Raw genomic sequence first — 18,168 nt, 5'->3', positions numbered from 1 at the left:
TTGATTCAATGAATGTAGAATTGTTTGATTTCGAATTGCCAGAGCATCTGATCGCTCAGACACCACTTGCGGAACGTACGGCTTCCAGGCTGCTCGCGCTGAATAAGCAAACTGGTGAGATTGCTCATCGTTCTTTTACCGACCTTGCTGAATATTTGAAAGCAGGAGATGTGCTTGTCCTTAATAATACTCGTGTCATTCCGGCGCGTTTGACAGGTATGAAACGGGATACCGGTGCCAAGATCGAGCTGCTGCTCCTCAAGCAGCTGGAAGGGGATCGCTGGGAAGCACTTGCTAAACCGGCCAAGCGTATGAAGGTTGGCGCTGAGCTGTGGTTTGGCGATAATGGCAGCGGTGAACCGCTGCTTCGGGCAGTTGTTGAGGATGAAGGCGAAATGGGTTCACGGACGATCCGTTTTCAGTATGAGGGGATTTTCCAGGAGCTCTTGGATCGCTTGGGTGAAATGCCCCTGCCTCCGTATATTAAGGAGAGGCTGGAGGAGCGGGAACGTTACCAGACCGTCTATGCGAAGCATGAAGGGTCGGCTGCAGCACCTACAGCAGGGCTGCATTTTACGAAGGAGTTTCTGCAGCAGCTGGTAGACAAAGGCGTTAAGCTCGCTTATGTGACGCTGCACGTTGGACTAGGTACATTCCGGCCGATGTCCGTCGATAAAGTAGAAGAGCATGAAATGCATTCAGAATATTACGAGCTGGATGAACAAAATGCCGAAATAATTAATGAAGCCAAATCGTCTGGAGCACGTATAGTAGCAGTAGGGACAACCTCCTCGAGAACACTTGAGACAGTTGCAGGGAGATTCGAAGGCGGACCTATTGAGGCGTGCAGCGGCTGGACGGATATTTTTATCTTCCCGGGTTATACCTTTAAGCTGGTCGATGCGCTGCTGACGAACTTCCATTTGCCGAAGTCGACGCTTGTTATGCTCGTAAGTGCGTTGGCTGGTCGGGATGCGATTATGAAAGCCTATGCTGAAGCCGTCCGTGAGGAATACCGATTCTTTAGCTTTGGCGATGCTATGTTTATCTATTAACATCAAGAATAGAAGTACAATAATTCTATGTAGACAGGAAGAATGACTAGTGACAGCAGTAAAATATGAATTAATTAAGGTGTGCAAACAGTCTGGCGCACGTCTTGGACGCGTTCACACCCCGCATGGTGTTATCGAGACGCCTGCGTTTATGCCAGTAGGTACACAAGCTACCGTTAAGACGATGAGCCCAGAAGAGTTAAAGACGATGGATGCTCATATTATTTTGAGTAACACGTACCATTTGTTCCTTCGTCCAGGTCATGATATTATTGGCCGCGCAGGAGGACTTCATAAGTTCATGAACTGGGATCGCCCGATTCTGACCGACAGCGGCGGCTTCCAGGTATTCAGCTTAAGCGACATGCGGAAGATTACCGAAGAAGGCGTACAATTCCGTTCACATCTCAATGGGGACAAGCTGTTCCTCTCACCAGAGAAAGCGATGGAAATTCAGAATGCTCTTGGTTCTGATATTATGATGGCATTTGACGAATGTCCGCCATACCCGGCAGAGTATGATTATGTGAAAAAATCACTTGAGCGTACAACACGTTGGGCCGAGCGTTGCCTGAATTCACATGCCCGTCCGCATGATCAAGGATTGTTTGCCATTGTTCAAGGCGGCATGCATAAAGACCTACGTATTCAAAGTGCGAAGGATTTGACTTCCATGGATTTCCCGGGGTATGCTATTGGTGGATTAAGTGTAGGCGAGCCTAAGCATCTGATGTATGATGTGCTCGATTATACGGTTCCTGAACTGCCGGCAGGCAAGCCTAGATATTTGATGGGCGTAGGCTCCCCTGACGCACTGATTGAGGGGTCTATTCGCGGAGTGGATATGTTCGACTGCGTATTGCCTACTCGTATCGCGCGTAACGGGACAACCATGACAAGCCAAGGCCGTCTTGTCGTGCGTAATGCAAAGTACGCTGAAGACTTTGGTCCGCTTGATCCGGAATGCTCCTGCTATACCTGCCAGAACTACTCGCGTGCCTATATCCGTCATTTGCTCAAAGCAGATGAAACGTTTGGCATCCGATTGACGACTTATCACAACCTACATTTCCTATTACAGCTCATGCGTGATGTACGTCAGGCAATTATGGAAGACCGGCTTCTTGATTTCCGCGACGACTTTTTCACCAAGTATGGACTGTTTGATAATGACAAGGGCTTTTAAGATTAGATTTTAGGGAAAGGGGGGAATTTCCATGTCGACATTATTAGCAGCTGGTGAAGCAGGCAGCACGAATATTTTTCAAATGATCTGGCCTTTCATTTTGATGTTTGCGGTCTTTTATTTCTTGCTTATTCGTCCGCAACAAAAGAAATCGAAGCAGCGCAACTCGCTCCTTAGCCAACTGAAGAAGGGCGATAAAATTCAAACGATTGGCGGTCTTCAAGGCACAATCGTTGAATTGTCGGATGACACAGTAGTCCTTCGTGTAAACGATACGACGAAGATGACATTCGATCGCAGCGCAATCAGTTCTGTACTGAACAGCGCACCTGCACCTACGGAATAATGGCAAAAATAGAAAGAAGCTGACTTCTTTAAGGTCAGCTTCTTTTTTCTTGTATGTAGTATGTGCAGTTACATAGAAGTTTATTTCTTCAGGTTGACGCCTACCATACCGCCAAAAGCACCAGCTAGCATGGCGGCAAGCAGCATGAGAGCACTGCTGAGCGAAAGCCCGCTGTTTGCGGCAAGAAAGCCGATGGTCAGCACCGTAATCCCATAAATTAAACCAAGCATAGCGCCATAATACCAGCCTTTCATCCCGGAGCGTTTGCCGGATACAAATCCTCCTGCAAGTGCGGAGAAGCCATGTATGGCAAGTGCAGATTGAGGCAGGTTATTTTCCTTCATTCCACTGAAATACAGTAGTAATGAGAGGAGGAGCGCGCCTAAGGCCAGCCAAATGATCGAATATATAACACCTGCTATTAGCGGAGAAGCGATACGAGGCGGCCTTACGATTTGTTTAACCGAATTCATCTTATCCCCCCTTGTACAAGACTATTAGTACACCTTATGGTCAAGCAGGGCGGAATAGACCAAGGAGTTGTTCATTTGGATCACATCTATCATCCTGCATCCTGGCAAGTGGTTGCAGCGGTAGTTATTTTTTTAATCACATATGCCATTATTATCACGGAAAAGATTAATCGCACGGTAATTGCTTTATTTGGTGCTGTCGTGATGATTATACTCGGTGTACTGGATATGAAGCTTGCTTTTGCAGAGCATATTGAATGGGAAACCATTTTCTTATTAATTGGAATGATGATTCTGGTTGGTATTACGAATAAAACCGGAGTATTTCAATATGCAGCAATTAAAGCTGCTCAATTGGCTAAAGGCGATCCGATCCGAATTTTTATTATTTTATCCGTACTTACGGGTGTTGGATCGGCTTTCCTTGATAATGTTACCACTGTACTTCTAATTGTTCCGATTACATTTTCGATCACTCGAATTTTGAAGATAACGCCAATTCCTTTCCTCTTTGCTGAGATTTTGGCTTGTAATATCGGGGGGACAGCGACATTAATTGGTGATCCGCCTAATATCATGATCGGCTCGGCTAACGAGAATTTGACGTTTAATGATTTTCTCCTAAATCTCGCTCCGGTTATCATCGTTATTCTTATTGTTACGATTGCGCTGCTTGTCTGGTTTTACCGCAAGAAGCTGATTGTTACTGAGGAATCTAAGCGGGAACTGATGGAGCTGAAGGCAGAAGATAACATTAAAGATAAGAAGCTGATGATCAAATCATTATCGGTTCTGCTCTTAACGATACTTGGCTTTATTCTGCACTCTGTTATCGATGTAGAAGCAGCAGCAATTGCACTAGGCGGGGCTACACTCCTTATGCTGATTGGAGTGAAACGGGAGGATGCAGAGGCAGTATTTGATTTGGTGGAGTGGGAAACCATCTTCTTCTTCATTGGGTTATTTATGCTTGTTGGTGGACTGATTGAGACTAATATTATTTCAGACCTTGCGAACGTAACGCTGCAGCTGACATCCGGTGATATGACCAAGACTTCAATGCTTATTTTGTGGGTATCCGGCATTGCATCAGCAACCATTGATAATATTCCGTTTGTAGCTACGATGATTCCGCTAATTCAAGACGTTGGTGTTCAGATGAATATAACAAATCCAGATGACCTTAATCCGTTATGGTGGTCACTTTCACTTGGTGCTTGCCTTGGTGGTAACGGCACACTTATTGGAGCTTCTGCGAATGTCGTGGTAGCTGGACTTGCCATGCGTGAAGGCAAAGGGTTCAGCTATATGGAATATCTGAAGGTTGGAGCGCCATTAACGTTAATCGCATTGGTCATTTCAACGATATACATTTATTTTATTGTGTTACCATAGGCTCCTAACCCATAATTCGTTACTTCTCCCATCGCATGATGTGTCAGGTCAACGGTCAGAATAGCTGTACGGGCTGTTCAGGCAGGCATGACCAATCATCACAACAGCGAGGAGGCGGTTAGGATGGAATACGGGAGCATGCTGCTCCGAACCGTATTAATTTACTTCGTCGTGTTTCTGATCATGCGTTTTATGGGGAAAAGGGAAATTGGCAAGTTATCTGTCTTTGATCTTGTTATCTCGGTTATGATTGCAGAGATTGCGGTAATTGTCATTGAAGATGTTGATCGATCGATGTGGGAAGGCGTGCTGCCGATGATTGTGCTATTGCTAATCCAGGTTGGAATCGCGTTTATTGCATTAAAGAATCGCAAACTGCGATTACTGTTCGACGGCAAACCAAGTGTTATTATTGCGAAAGGCAAGCTTAACCGTGATGTAATGCGCAAGCAGCGCTATAACCTGGATGACCTGCTTCTGCAGCTGAGGGAGAACAAAGTCCAAACGGTAGCTGATGTAGAATTCGCGATTTTGGAGACTACAGGGAAATTATCTGTTGTACCAAAAGAAGGAATGGGAGAGCGCGGGGAGGATGGGGATGTGAGGCAGACTGGCTTCACTAATGGGTCTAACGATGAGAAGGTGAAACCTCCCGAACAATCACCGCCGGCACGCTTCCGGTTTGAGATGCTTCCAATTCCACTTATTATGGATGGCAAAGTACAAGATGAGAACCTGACGAAGCTTGATAAAACAAGATTCTGGCTGAAAAATGTATTGCAGGAGCAAGGCGTACATGATTTCAAAGAGGTGTTCCTTTGCACCATTGACCATAAAGGTAAGTTGTTTGTTGATTCCGACAAAAAGCCGCGCTACTAACTGGACACTAACCCCTGTCTCCAAAACAGGGGTTAGCTCCGGCAACAGAAGCACGGCTTTTTTACTTAAACTTTATATTACTTGAACCATTGACCAAAGAGCGGAATACGGGCAATGTCGTAACGGTCGATAATTTTCATCCAAATCATAAGAAGCAGATAGATGACAACGCTTATCATGCACGCCAGTATAAGGTTAATCCATTCAAGCGTTAACGGCTGACTGTTCATCATCCAGCGGGCGACTGCCCCCATGATGACCATGGCCGCCCCCACTTTGACAAAATCCATGAATTGCATATGGAAGCCGATAAAGCGCAGTACGCTGAAACCATGAAGGACGGTTACGAGCACAATATTCACATTAATCGCAATGAGCGCACCATATATACCAAGCTCAGGCTTTGTTGCGAGCATAATAATGAGTACCAGCTTGAAGACAGCTCCGATAAAAGTGTTCATCAATGCTGTTCCAGGCTTGTTTAATGCTTGAAGAGCCGCTTGAAGCGGGGCTTGCAAATAGATGAATAAACCAACAGGTGCCATTAGCTGCAGCATTGGAGCGATATCTGCATCGTTATAGAGCAGACGGCAGATTGGTTCAGCGAACAGCGACATCACAACCACAAATGGAGCACCAGCAACGAGTGCCATTCGCATTGATTGATGCATTCTTTTGTGAATCGCCGCTTTATCCCCTTTCGCCGCTGCCTCGGATAATGATGGGATAAGAGAAGAAGCTAAGGAATAAGTTAATGCGGTTGGCAGGAGCAAGAGGGGGATAATCATCCCTTGAAGTGCGCCATATTGGGCTGTAGCTACTCCTGTTGCAATGCCAGCAAAGGCAAGACTCCGGGCTGTTAATATCGATTCAAGTAAATAAGATAAGGAACCAACCATTCGGCTGGCTGTGACCGGGATGGATAAGTCAAGAAGGCGTCGCAAGACAGGCGGATTCTTTTCTTTGGCCTTTTGAGCCGTACTATTCTCATTATGAACAGGTGCGTTTACTTCGGATTGTCTTTCTCTTTTGCGTTCCCGTGAATAAGTCCATTGCAGGACAATAAGAGCGCCAACCTCCCCCACAACGACACCAAGCATAGCGCCGGCTGCAGCCCATGCTAGTCCTTTCGGCAGGAGCATGGAGGCGAAGGCAAGCGAGCCAATGATCCGGATGATGGTTTCGATCGTTTGCGATGTAGCCGATGGAATCATATTTTGCTTACCTTGGAAATATCCCCGATATACCGATGAGATGCTTATGATAAGCAGCAGCGGAGTCATCATGAGAAATGTTTGATAGACCCTGGCATCGGTCAGCAGATGAGAAGTAATCCATGGTGCGAATACGAGGAGGGCAACGGTCATAACGACAGCTAGTACAACTGTTAAGCCCATAGCTGTACGGAAAATTTGTTTGACCCGCGCAGAGTCCCCGCGTGATTCCGCTTCGGCCGTCCATTTGGCTACCGCAAGCGGTATACCGCCTGTAATAATCGTCAGCATGACTGTCAGGAATGGATAGCTCAGCTGATATAACCCGACGCCTTCTGCGCCTATAATTCTCGGAAGCGCAATACGCGGAACAAAGCCGAGCAGCCGGTTGATAATGCCGGCGGCCAGCAGGATCATCGCACCTTTTATAAAAGTTTGCTTCGTCATTAGTCGCCCTCATCTCTTCAACTGCTTTCCGTACATCTTTATGCGCGGCATGTCCGAATAATGAGTCAATATGACTCATCCAAATTTATCAATTCTAAAGATTCAGCAGGAAAAGTGAAAGGACATATCGAATAGGGTTAGAGGATAGTCAACTAGGAGCAGGATTTGTTGTGCCAAAAGGAGGAGACAGCCGTGAGAGATGAGGATCTGAACGACGTGATCGAGCAGCTATGCAACAGCAAAGCGGAAGAATTTCATCTCATCGGATATGAACATGTAACAGCAAATGAAGTTTGGCAGTGCGTAAGCGAGAAATATAATAAGACCGGTCAGCCGGAGCTTCATCAAATCGTAAACGATATTTTGTCATTAAAAGTGACAAAATTTATGAATTTTATGACGCTTAGCGCTTTTCGGGGAAACCATTTCTAATGGAAGGGGTTTCTTTTTTTTGCGCTTAAGTTTTACACGCAACTACAACCTAAGTATAATAGGAATATTGAGATCATAAGGGGGACTATGTACGTATGAACTGGAAGAGATTAACCGCCTTCCTTGCGGTCGTTGTCATTATGTTTGGCGCAATCGCTTGGACGAGCCCGGACCTGGTCAAAGGCATCCGGCTCGGTCTTGACTTAAAAGGTGGGTTCGAGGTATTATACGAAGCTTCACCGCTTGAAGGCGGCGAACAGGTAACACCAGAGTCACTCAAGGAAACAGCGCATAGCTTGGAGCAGCGGATTGACTCCACAGGTACAACCGAGCCTGAGATTACTCGTGAAGGCAGCAACCGAATCCGCGTAAAGCTTCCGGGAGTAACGGATAGCAAAGAGGTTCGGGAGATGCTCTCGAAGCCGGTCAATCTGACCTTCCGTGGACCAGATGGCACAATCGAGCTGCAAGGTGATGATTTCGTGCAAAACGGCGCGAAAGTGGAATTTGACCAACTGGGCAAACCAATGATCACCATCAAATTGAAAGATGCTAAAAAGTTCGAAGATGTAACTACGAAGTTGACTGGCAAAACCTTATCTATTTATTTGGATGACGAATTGCTGTCTGCTCCTTCTGTAAACTATCCAATTACCGGCGGTTCAGCGCAAATCTCAGGCGATTATACGCTTGATGAAGCGAACAACCTGCGTGATACCATTAACCTTGGTGCACTTCCTTTGAAGCTCACTGAGATCTATACGCAAAGTGTTGGTGCAACGCTTGGCCAGAAATCGCTTGAAGATACAGTAGGCGCAGGTATTATTGGTACTGTTATTGTACTGCTGTTCCTGATTATCCTGTTCAGAATTCCAGGTGTAGTAGCAGGTATTACAGTTATTTCTTACACGTGGCTGCTCGTACTCGTATTTGAGCTGATGGACGCAACACTTACTCTGCCGGGTATCGCAGCGTTTGTACTGGGGATAGGTATGGCGGTTGACGCCAATATCATTATGTACGAGCGGATCAAAGAAGAGATTCGAAGCGGCAAGAGTCTGCTGTCTTCCCTTAAAGCCGGCTCGAAAAACTCGTTCCGTACTATTATGGATGCGAACGTAACGAATATCATCTCATGTGCCGTGCTTTATTATATCGGTAATGGCGCAATTCGAGGCTTCGCCTTGACGATGATCTTCAGTATTCTCGTAAGTATCGTGACCAACATCTTCTTGGCACGTCTGCTGATTCATTTGCTGATCCGCAGTAACCTCTTTACTAAACCTGGCTACTACGGCGTGAAGGAGGCAGAAATTCGTGCTCTATAATACGAAGGTTCGTTTTGATTTCATTAAACACCGCAAGAAGTTTTTCACGTTCTCTATGATCCTGACGTTGATCGGGATTCTGTCGGTGAGCATCTTCCATATGAACTTTGGGGTAGACTTTAAAGCTGGCACGAATATGGATATTCTTGTAGGCAAGAAGATTACCCAAGTGGAAGCGAAGGAGATTCTTGCAGGACAAGGCTATACTGATATTAAAACAACTGTTGGCGGCTCTAATGGCGACCGCGTGTCTGCTCGGTTCGATGAAGTTCTCGATCAGACAAAGGTACAAGCCGTTGAAGACGCATTTAAAGCGAAATATGGCGATAAAGTATCTTCAGAAGTAAACGTTGTATCCCCGGATATGGCGCAGGAGCTTGGTGTTAAAGCAATCTATGCGGTTATTATCGCGAGTGTGGCGATTATGCTGTATGTGATGATCCGCTTCGAATGGCGGATGGCAGTAGCTGCTAACATTGCGATCTTGTATGACGCTTTTGTCGTTGTAACCATCTTCTCGATCTTCCGTCTGCAGGTCGATCTGCCGTTTATCGCGGCCGTTCTGACGACGATTGGTTACTCGATTAACGATAAGATCGTTATCTTCGACCGGATCCGTGAAAATCTTCGTTTCGCAAAAACGAAGAGCCCAGATCAAATTGGCGATCTTGTTAACCAAAGCTTGTGGCAGACGATGGCGCGTAACGTTTATACGGTACTCGCTGTACTTCTTATCGCAGTATGTCTGTTCATCTTCGGCAGTGAGTCGATCAAGCTGTTCGCACTCGCGAAAATGATCGGACTGGCAAGTGGTGCTTACTCGTCGATCTGTATTGCGAGCCCGCTGTGGATGGTTATGAAGAGCAAGCAGAAGCCATCTACTAAGCAAGCAGCAAAAAAAGCAGTCTAAGACAAGTAGATTTGAAAAGAGATAACCATTATTAATGAAAGTGGAATGGACGTTGCAGCTTATTCCATTGCCAGCGGCCATTCCACGCTGGAGGCATAAATGTCAACTGAACAACGATTTGCGGAGGCAAAGCCGGCCGACAAGGCGGGCTTATGGGGAACTGCGGCGCTGGCGTTGTTTAAAGGCATAGTAGGCGGATTAGCGGGCAGCAAGTCGCTGCTCGCTGATGCCTTCCGTACGGCGGCAGAATGTGCCGCCGCTTTTGCTTTGTCATCCACTAAGCACAGCGGGCACAAGAAGACAAATACAATTCGGACGGAAGCACTAACAAATGTTTTTCTAGCTGTATTTTTTCTTATCACAAGTCTAGAAATCGGAATATCGGCAATTCGTTCGATTTCGTTAGGTGTAGATCAGCCGCCTCATTGGAGTGCACTTGTCGCGGTTCTGGGCTGTTTAATTGTGAGGGAGCTATTCTTCTCCAACAAGGAGAGAGGGGCCAGCTTATACTGTTCGCTGGCTGCACTTGTTGGCTCAGGCGGAGCATTACTTGGTAAAGCAGCTTCTCTTCCAGCACTTTATTACTTGGATCCTGCCGCTGCTATTGTCATAGCCGTTATTGTTATGCTTAATGGGTACCGGACGATTACAGGCTTTATGCGCAGAGATACTAGTGAAGATGCACGAAGCGAAGATGCTGAAGTGCTGATGCAGCTTGTTCAGCGAGTAGAAGGTGTAGTTACCGTCGAGTCGCTGCAGGCGAAGGAACAAGGACATTATGTCGTAGCAGACATCGTTATAAGCGTAAATCCAAGAATCACCGTTTTGGAAGGCCACGACATTGCAAAGCGGGTAAAGCAGCTGCTGCTAACTCGATTCGGCCATGTAACAGATGTCACGATTCATGTAGAGCCTTATGATCCTGGTTATCCATATAAGTCGAATCATGACCCGAATCAGGAGCATATGCCAACGCTTCTGCAATAGAATGGGAAAGGGGTTGAGCTCGGCGTGATACAAGCAAAAACACGCTGGAATTTGGCGCCTTGGGGGAAAGATGATGATCAACAGGCGAAGCTGCTGTCGGATCAACTGGATATTCCTCCTCTTGTAGCCAAGCTGCTCGTTCAGAGAGGCTACAAAGAGAAGGAAGCGGCAGAGACGTTTCTGCGGGGAGGAGCCGATCAGCTCTATGATCCGTATTTGTTGAAAGGAATGAAGGAAGCTGTTGCCCGCATTAAACAAGCTTCGGACAATAAGGAATTCATTCGAATCTACGGCGACTATGATGCCGACGGGGTGTCCAGCACTTCGTTACTGATTCACGTTTTTCGAGAGCTAGGCTATCATTTCGATTATTATATTCCGCATCGTGCTTTAGAGGGCTACGGTATGAACCGTGGTGCAATAGATTTGGCTGCAGCAGCCGGTGTCCGTCTTATTGTGACGGTGGATACGGGTATTAGTGCTTATGAACAGATCGAGTATGCGAAGGAGCTTGGGATTGATGTAGTTGTAACTGACCATCATGAACCTCCAGAACAGCTTCCGGATGCTGTCGCGGTAGTGAATCCGAAGCAAGAGGATTGTCCGTATCCCTTCAAAGGACTCGCAGGTGTAGGAGTGGCTTTCAAATTGGCGCATGCGCTTATGGAGCGTCCGCCAATGGAATGGACGGATATTGTCTGTCTAGGTACCATTGCGGACATCATGCCGCTTACAGATGAGAATCGAGTGCTTGTCCGGGCAGGTCTGCAGCAATTGCAGGATACGAGTAATACAGGGTTTCGGGCGTTGTCCGAAGCTTGTGGGATCGAGCTTGATCAAGTCACGTCCACTACGGTTGCATTTGGTATGGCACCACGTATTAATGCGGCGGGCCGTCTAGATCATGCGAAACGTGCTGTAGAGCTGCTTACGACCGGTGATTATGATGAAGCGATTCGTTCGGCGTCTTCCCTTGATGTATTGAACAAGGAACGGCAGCGGATTGTGGAAGGCATCGTGAAGGAAGCGGAGCAGCAGTGGCAGGGAAAACGAGAAGCAGCACAAGCATCGTCAGTGCCGGAGCCCGCCGTTATTGTGTTGGCAGGAGAAGGCTGGAATGTTGGTGTTATCGGGATCGTTGCTTCAAAAATGTTAGAACGGTATTATAAGCCGGTTATTGTTCTTGGGATTGATGCAGAGAGCGGAATGTGCAAAGGTTCAGCAAGGTCAATTGAAGGTTATGATCTTCATGCGGCCTTGACCGAATGCGATTCGTTGCTGGATCATTATGGCGGCCATCAAGCGGCTGCCGGCATGAGTCTGCATCGGGATCAGCTGCCTGCTTTCGAGCAGAAGCTTGGAGAGCTTGCAATGGAATGGCTGACAGAGCAGGACTGGATTCCTAAAACCGCGATTGATCTTATTTGCTCGGTAGAGGATGCCAGCGTTCATACGATCAGCCAGCTTGCCCAGCTTGAGCCATTTGGTGCTGGGAACCCTTCACCAAGGCTTCTGCTTCAATCTGCTGAACTGGCGGATTACAGGACCATGGGCAAGGAATCCAGACATCTGAAGCTGTCACTTCGTAAGGGCCGGGCTGCGCTGGATGCCGTTGGTTTCGGTATGGGTGAGCTGTCGGAGCAGCTGCGAAGTGGTCTTCCAGTTAATCTGGTCGGTGAGTTATCTATTAATGAGTGGAACGGCCAGCGTAAAGCACAGCTGCAAATTCATGATATACATTTTGGCGGGGAATTGATGAGGTTCCCTGAGCGTGAGCATTTTGGACAGGTATACCAAATGCTCCGTCGGATGCGACGCATGCCGATGAATGGTCTTGAGTCCCAATTATCGCAGCAAAGCGGATGGCACGAACAAACCGTTAAAGTAATGATTGAAGTTTTCCGTGAGCTTGGGTTTATCGAGATTGATGGAACCCATCTTGTTGTGGTCGAGACGCCTGAGAAGCGTGATCTCGCTACATCGGAGAAATACCAGGCAGCAAAGCTTGAAGCTGAACGGCTGCGCATGCCGTATGTTGGATAAGAAGAATTGGCATAATTGATATGGTAAGTAGAGAAAGGATTGAATTAATAATGAGCGACATTAACTTTAAAGATTACATCCGGGTGATTCCAGACTTCCCGCAGCCTGGCATCCGTTTCAAGGATATTACGACACTTCTGAAGGACGGTGCGGTATACCGCGCAGCAATCGAAGATATGCGTAAAGCGATTGAGCATCTGCAAATCGACATTATTGCAGGTCCTGAAGCACGTGGCTTTGTTATTGGCGCTCCACTGGCTACAGCACTTGGCGTAGGTTTTGCACCAATTCGTAAAAGCGGCAAGCTGCCTGGTGAGACGATTCAGGCAAGCTATGACCTGGAATATGGCAATGACAGTCTGGCTATGCATAAAGATGCGATCTCACCAGGTCAACGTGTACTCATTGCAGATGACCTGCTTGCAACAGGCGGAACGATCGCTACTTCGATGAACCTTGTTCGCCAGCTTGGCGGCGAAGTCGTTGGCGCAGCGTTCCTGATTGAGCTGTCCTACCTTACTGGCCGTGAGAAGCTGGAAGGCGTAGAGGTCTTCTCACTCGTTACGTACTAACCTTTTATCGATATTTCGAAAGGCTTTCCCAGGTGGTTCTGCCATCAGGGAAGGCCTTTTTTGTTTTCATACAGCTTTCATGCCGTGTTAGTTGGAATCGCATACATTTTTTTATGTCCAAAATGGAACCGTATACATCGGAATAAGGTGTTATGAATAATAACATCATTCAATTGAAATGTATCATTTTTCGTTGGTCTGGCAAATAGTATCGCACTCGGCAAGCTTCTACAATAAAGACAAGAAGCTGGAAAGTGAATAGCCATTCTTTTAGGAAGGAAGGAACACCAATGGCAGAGATGATCGTAACCGCAGTCGAACCACAACAGCAAGTGATTAAGCCCAAATCCAAGCTTCGCCGGTTCCTGAAGCAGTGGGATTTGCAGCTTATGGTCATTCCGGCACTGCTGCTCATTTTTGTATTCAGCTACGTACCGATGTACGGTGTCCTTACTGCTTTTCAAGATTACAACATCTTTAAGGGGTTTCTGGACAGCCCTTGGGTCGGATGGAAGCATTTCGAAATGTTCTTTCATGCACCGGAGTTTGAGCGTGTCATGCGCAATACGATCATTATCAGTGTGCTGAAGCTTGTTATTGGCTTTCCTGCACCAGTCGTATTGGCACTCATGCTGAATGAAGTGAAAAATATGTATTTTAAGCGGATTGTACAAACCGTTAGTTATTTGCCGCATTTCTTGTCCTGGGTTATCGTGTCGGGCTTTGCGATGTCGATCCTCGCGGTGGAGAACGGCAGTCTGAATATGCTTCTGCAATCGCTTCACCTTATCAAAGAACCAATCAGCTTTCTTTCCATTCCTCATTATTTCTGGACAATTATCGTAACAACCGGCGTGTGGAAGGAGATTGGATTCAGTTCCATCGTTTATCTAGCCGCTATTGCCGGAATTGATCCAAGTATGTACGAAGCCGCATCCATTGACGGGGCAAGCCGGTTCAAGCAAATCTTTGTCATTACGATTCCGAGCATCATGCCGGTCGTCATTATTTTTATGATCCTTGCTATCGGAAACCTGCTTAGCGCAGGCTTCGAAGATCTGCTCTTATTAGGTGTGAATCCTGTTCTTAGGGATGTATCAGATGTGCTTGATACCTACGTATACCGAACGGGTATAACGGGGCAGCGTTTCTCTTATGCGACAGCGGTCGGACTGTTTAAAGCAATTATAAGTGTAGGTCTGCTTACATTTGCGAACCTGCTGGCACGAAGAACAGGGAACAGCTTATGGTAGTTTGGACATCATGCAGGAAGGAGGCCGTTAAACGATGAGGATTAAGACCAGCATAAGCGATAAAAGTCTATCAGTAGCCGTGTATATCTGCCTTATGCTCATCGCATTTTTTTCCTTTTACCCGTTCTGGAATGCCGCCGTTATCTCGTTTAACAAAGGAATGGATACAGCGCTTGGCGGTGTGACCTTCTGGCCAAGAGCTTTTACCCTCGATAATTATGAAATCGTATTCCAAGACAAGCGCATCATAAATGGCTTCTATATCTCGGTCATGCGGACGGTAGTTGGCACAGTGGCTTCCATCCTGCTTACAGCGATATTTGCTTACGGCATGACGAAGAAGGAGCTGATGGGCCGGAAGTTTTATATGATCGCTTGTATCATTACGCTCTACTTCAGCGGCGGCATTATTCCGACCTTCCTCGTTATCCGCGGGCTGGGCTTAATGGATAATTTCCTAGTCTTTATTATTCCTGGGTTAATCAGCGTGTGGAATATGATCATCTTCCGCACATTCTTTATGGGGCTGCCCCAAGGGCTTGAAGAGTCGGCACAGATAGACGGCTGCGGTTATTGGACGACCTTCTTTCGAATTGTTCTGCCGCTGTCTGGACCAGTCATAGCTACACTTGCACTCTTTACGGCTGTAGGGCATTGGAATGACTGGTTCTTCCCAAGTCTTTATATTACAAAAGAAAAGCTCATTCCGATTCAGACGATGCTTCAGCAAATATTGAATTCCAACATCATGTCCGAACAGTTCTCGCAGCTGGATTCCGCTTCTCAAAGCCGGCTGTCTTCGATGAAGAGTATCACGAGCAAATCTCTCTCGATGGCAACAATGATGGTCGCAACGATACCCATTATTCTCGTCTACCCGTTTGTGCAGAAGTATTTTGTAAAAGGTGTTTTGGTGGGCTCTTTGAAGGAGTAGTCAAACCGTATTCAACGCGAAGCGAAGAGGCTAGTCGACAAATTCGCTTCCGCTGAACATAATTAAAGCTATGGGAGAGAGGGGTTTACGAAGGATGAGTAGATGGAGAAAATCAGCTTATTCAGGACTTGCAATTATGTTGGTCAGCGTTATGGCTCTGACAGGGTGCTCGAACAATGGGGGCAATGGGAATAAGGCAACCAATGAACCAGCTGCAACAAACAGCGAGACAACTGCGGCAAGCGAAGCGCCAGCAAGCAGTGAACCATCTGTTTTTAAGCTAGGCAGTGAGCCTCTTAACTTCTCTTTCTATGGACATTATGATTGGTATTCGATGCCTGCTTGGGGCGGGGATGAAGCAACCAAATGGATTAAGGATAATATGAAAGTTGATATTACTCCTGTTCAATCTGGCGGCAATGCTGCTCAGAAGCTGAACACGATGATTGCTTCAGGCAAACTTCCGGATGTGATCTGGATGGACCGTGGTGCAGACGTAGAGAAGCTGCGTGAAGCGGGTATGCTTGTACCTTTCGACGATTACCTCGATAAATACCCGAACTTCAAAAAGTGGGTAGGCGAAGAGGCCATCAACATGCTTCGTTCAAAGGACGGCAAAATCTATCAGTTCCCGAACTGGTATACGTCCCAGCCAAACGGCAATGGTGGTTATCTCGTCAACAAAAAGATTTATAAAGAGCTTGGATCCCCTGCAATCGAAACGACCGATGATTTCTATAATTACTTAAAGATGGTTAAAGAGAAGTATCCGAATGTAACGCCATTTAACCCGGATCTGGCGATTGATGGGCAAGGTCTTGACGTACTCTATGGTGCCTTCGGAGAAGATTACTCGCCAGCTTATGTAGGCAACCGTGCTGTTCCTAGCGGTGATAAGCTGACTTCAATCTTCCTTGATCCTGTTTTCCGTGAGTCGATGCAGTTTGAGAGCAAGCTGTTCCGTGAGAAGCTGATGACACCTGATGCACTCACACAAACGAAGGATCAAGTGAAAGAGCAGGCCTATAACGGTACAACTGCTGTATTTGCAGGCGCAAGCCCAACAGAATACGGTGCGGTAGGCGATGCTGAGCTGAAGAAGAAGGATCCGGATTCTGGCTATATGATGATCTGGCCTGTTCATAAGGCGGGTCTGGATAAAAACAAAATTTGGGCAGGAACGTATACGCAGCTGGGCTGGAACGTCAGCGTTATTACGAAATCGGCGAAAGATCCAGAGAAAATTTTCGCATTCCTCGATTATTTGACAGGACCTGAAGGTACACGCACGTTGTTCTGGGGACCTGAAGGTATTTACTGGAAAGGTACCGACGCTGATGGATCGCCAATCTTCACGGATGCATACACATCTGATGTTGAAGGCCGTACGAAAATGATGGATGCAACCGTTAACTTCCAATGGAACGGCAATACCGTCTTTATTGATACATCCAAAATGAAATTCGAGCTCACCTTGCCTGAGGAGCAGCAATCTTGGGAAGCGCGCTGGCAAAACTCCATTACATGGAAAACGCAAAAGAACGCGACCGAGTATATTAACCTTGCACCAGCTCCAGATTCTGAAGAAGGAATTATAGCGCAAAGCTTCGAAGAGCTTTACAAAGAAGCAAGAGCAAAAGCTTTGTATGCGAAAAGCGATGAGGAAGTTCTCTCTATCCTCGATAAAGCGCAAAAGGATGCGGAAGCGATCGGGTATGATAAACTTCTTGCATTCAAGACAACCAAATGGCAGGAAAATGTAAAAAGCATGAAGGGCAATTAACAACCAGGCTAATTCTGGAGTATAATTTGGTCAAGCGGTCGCCGTCCCTTCTATAGGGGCGGCTCTGCCGTTTCTATGAAGGAAGAGGAGCCGGCTTATCCAATCTGCTGAACGGGAGAAGATGCCATCATGTATAAGGTGTTAATTGCAGATGATGAGGTACTTGATCTGGAAGGCATGCGAATGTTTATTCCTTGGACGGAGCTAGGTCTAGAAGTTGTAGCTGCTGTAAACAATGGGTTTGATGCTTATGAGGTACTTAAGGATGGGACAGTAGATATACTGGTGACGGATGTACATATGCCAAGCATGTCAGGACTTGAGCTTGCACGTAAAGTGCAGGAAACGGAAGGCTGCGGCGATCTTCGGGTTATTTTCGTGAGCGGCTATCAGGATTTCCATTACGTCAAGCAGGCCTTATCCCTTCGGGCTTACAGCTACGTACTTAAGCCAATGGATGATTCTGAACTTGTAGAAGCACTAGTGAAAGTAACGAAGGAATTGGATGCGGAGAGCCGAAAGCTGGAGGAAGAGAGAAAGTGGCGGGAAGAAGCTGCAAAACGTACACCTCATCGATTAATTCAAACAGCAGTCCCATCTGAGACCAAGAAGCATACCAAGCTTATTCAAGAGATGATTGTTTATATGAAGGAACATTTGGGTTGTTCATTGACGCTTAAGGAAGTGGCTGATCGCTTCGCCTTTTCTCCGAATTATTTGGGCTCCATGTTTAAAGAGGAGATGGGCTCAGGCTTTAGTGAGTTTGTCATAGCGATGCGAATGGAGAAGGCGGGAGAGTTGCTGAAAGATCCTAAGGTGAAAATTTATGAGGTAGCTGACCAGGTTGGTTATCGGTATATGCCTTATTTTAGTCGTCAGTTCAAAGAGACCTTCGGAATGACACCAATCGAGTTCAGGAGACATCACTAAA

At 46.6% G+C, this 18,168-nt stretch carries 17 protein-coding genes; 15 read left to right on the top strand and 2 right to left on the bottom strand.

Annotation, left to right across the window (positions count from 1 at the left end):
• Positions 1-8: 8 nt before the first annotated feature.
• Genes queA through yajC form a run of 3 tightly spaced genes read left to right on the top strand, consistent with a single transcriptional unit; the run spans position 9 to position 2,587 of the window.
• Complete coding sequence (gene queA, locus FHS17_RS19665; RefSeq protein WP_167280154.1) at positions 9-1,055, top strand: tRNA preQ1(34) S-adenosylmethionine ribosyltransferase-isomerase QueA; 1,047 nt, start codon at positions 9-11, stop codon at positions 1,053-1,055.
• Between the two features lie 49 nt (positions 1,056-1,104).
• Positions 1,105-2,241 carry a tRNA guanosine(34) transglycosylase Tgt gene (gene tgt, locus FHS17_RS19660; RefSeq protein ID WP_167280153.1) on the top strand — a complete coding sequence of 379 codons (1,137 nt, stop codon included), beginning with the start codon at positions 1,105-1,107 and terminating at the stop codon, positions 2,239-2,241.
• Positions 2,242-2,272: 31 nt separating this feature from the next.
• The gene (gene yajC / locus FHS17_RS19655; protein ID WP_167280152.1) at positions 2,273-2,587 is read left to right on the top strand and encodes a preprotein translocase subunit YajC; all 315 of its coding nucleotides are present in this window, start codon (positions 2,273-2,275) and stop codon (positions 2,585-2,587) included.
• Positions 2,588-2,667: 80 nt separating this feature from the next.
• Here yajC and FHS17_RS19650 read toward each other — a convergent pair whose 3' ends face one another.
• The gene (locus FHS17_RS19650) at positions 2,668-3,060 is read right to left on the bottom strand and encodes a TIGR04086 family membrane protein (protein WP_167280151.1); all 393 of its coding nucleotides are present in this window, start codon (positions 3,058-3,060) and stop codon (positions 2,668-2,670) included.
• Positions 3,061-3,135: 75 nt separating this feature from the next.
• Here FHS17_RS19650 and FHS17_RS19645 point away from each other — a divergent pair, with 75 nt between their 5' ends.
• Together FHS17_RS19645 and FHS17_RS19640 are read left to right on the top strand one after the other, a co-directional pair.
• Positions 3,136-4,455 (top strand): ArsB/NhaD family transporter, encoded by a 1,320-nt coding sequence (locus FHS17_RS19645; RefSeq protein ID WP_208420476.1) that lies wholly within the window; start codon positions 3,136-3,138, stop codon positions 4,453-4,455.
• A gap of 123 nt (positions 4,456-4,578) precedes the next feature.
• A complete protein-coding gene (locus FHS17_RS19640; RefSeq protein WP_167280150.1) occupies positions 4,579-5,334 on the top strand; it encodes a YetF domain-containing protein in 756 nt (251 codons plus the stop codon).
• Positions 5,335-5,411: 77 nt separating this feature from the next.
• Here the strand turns inward: FHS17_RS19640 and spoVB are convergent, their stop codons facing one another.
• The gene (gene spoVB, locus FHS17_RS19635) at positions 5,412-6,995 is read right to left on the bottom strand and encodes a stage V sporulation protein B (RefSeq protein WP_167280149.1); all 1,584 of its coding nucleotides are present in this window, start codon (positions 6,993-6,995) and stop codon (positions 5,412-5,414) included.
• A 192-nt stretch (positions 6,996-7,187) separates the two neighbouring features.
• Here spoVB and FHS17_RS19630 point away from each other — a divergent pair, with 192 nt between their 5' ends.
• The 10 genes from FHS17_RS19630 to FHS17_RS19585 all read left to right on the top strand — a co-directional run bounded on the left by FHS17_RS19630 (position 7,188) and on the right by FHS17_RS19585 (position 18,167).
• A complete protein-coding gene (locus tag FHS17_RS19630) occupies positions 7,188-7,427 on the top strand; it encodes a post-transcriptional regulator (protein ID WP_167280148.1) in 240 nt (79 codons plus the stop codon).
• 95 nt (positions 7,428-7,522) lie between these two features.
• Positions 7,523-8,755 (top strand): protein translocase subunit SecD, encoded by a 1,233-nt coding sequence (secD, locus tag FHS17_RS19625; RefSeq protein WP_167280147.1) that lies wholly within the window; start codon positions 7,523-7,525, stop codon positions 8,753-8,755.
• A complete protein-coding gene (secF, locus tag FHS17_RS19620; RefSeq protein WP_167280146.1) occupies positions 8,745-9,665 on the top strand; it encodes a protein translocase subunit SecF in 921 nt (306 codons plus the stop codon). Before secD ends, secF begins: the two co-directional genes overlap by 11 nt.
• Before the next feature lie 99 nt (positions 9,666-9,764).
• Positions 9,765-10,652, top strand: a complete 888-nt coding sequence (locus FHS17_RS19615) for a cation diffusion facilitator family transporter (RefSeq protein ID WP_167280145.1) — start codon at positions 9,765-9,767, stop codon at positions 10,650-10,652.
• A 24-nt stretch (positions 10,653-10,676) separates the two neighbouring features.
• Entirely contained in the window at positions 10,677-12,695 is a 2,019-nt protein-coding gene (recJ, locus tag FHS17_RS19610) for a single-stranded-DNA-specific exonuclease RecJ (protein ID WP_167280144.1), read from the top strand.
• 59 nt (positions 12,696-12,754) lie between these two features.
• Positions 12,755-13,267, top strand: a complete 513-nt coding sequence (locus tag FHS17_RS19605) for an adenine phosphoribosyltransferase (RefSeq protein ID WP_167280552.1) — start codon at positions 12,755-12,757, stop codon at positions 13,265-13,267.
• 299 nt (positions 13,268-13,566) lie between these two features.
• Positions 13,567-14,520 carry an ABC transporter permease gene (locus tag FHS17_RS19600; protein WP_167280551.1) on the top strand — a complete coding sequence of 318 codons (954 nt, stop codon included), beginning with the start codon at positions 13,567-13,569 and terminating at the stop codon, positions 14,518-14,520.
• A 34-nt stretch (positions 14,521-14,554) separates the two neighbouring features.
• On the top strand, positions 14,555-15,454 hold the full coding sequence (locus FHS17_RS19595) for a carbohydrate ABC transporter permease (RefSeq protein ID WP_167280143.1): 900 nt from the start codon (positions 14,555-14,557) through the stop codon (positions 15,452-15,454).
• Between the two features lie 94 nt (positions 15,455-15,548).
• Positions 15,549-17,237 carry an extracellular solute-binding protein gene (locus FHS17_RS19590; protein WP_167280142.1) on the top strand — a complete coding sequence of 563 codons (1,689 nt, stop codon included), beginning with the start codon at positions 15,549-15,551 and terminating at the stop codon, positions 17,235-17,237.
• Between the two features lie 129 nt (positions 17,238-17,366).
• Positions 17,367-18,167 carry a response regulator transcription factor gene (locus FHS17_RS19585; protein ID WP_167280141.1) on the top strand — a complete coding sequence of 267 codons (801 nt, stop codon included), beginning with the start codon at positions 17,367-17,369 and terminating at the stop codon, positions 18,165-18,167.
• The last annotated feature ends 1 nt before the right edge of the window (position 18,168 follow it).

The sequence above is a fragment of the Paenibacillus lupini genome (assembly GCF_011761355.1).
In the GTDB taxonomy this organism is placed as follows: domain Bacteria; phylum Bacillota; class Bacilli; order Paenibacillales; family Paenibacillaceae; genus Pristimantibacillus; species Pristimantibacillus lupini.
The sequence above is the reverse complement of the archived record's forward strand: the minus strand, read 5'-3'. Positions and strand labels throughout refer to the sequence as shown.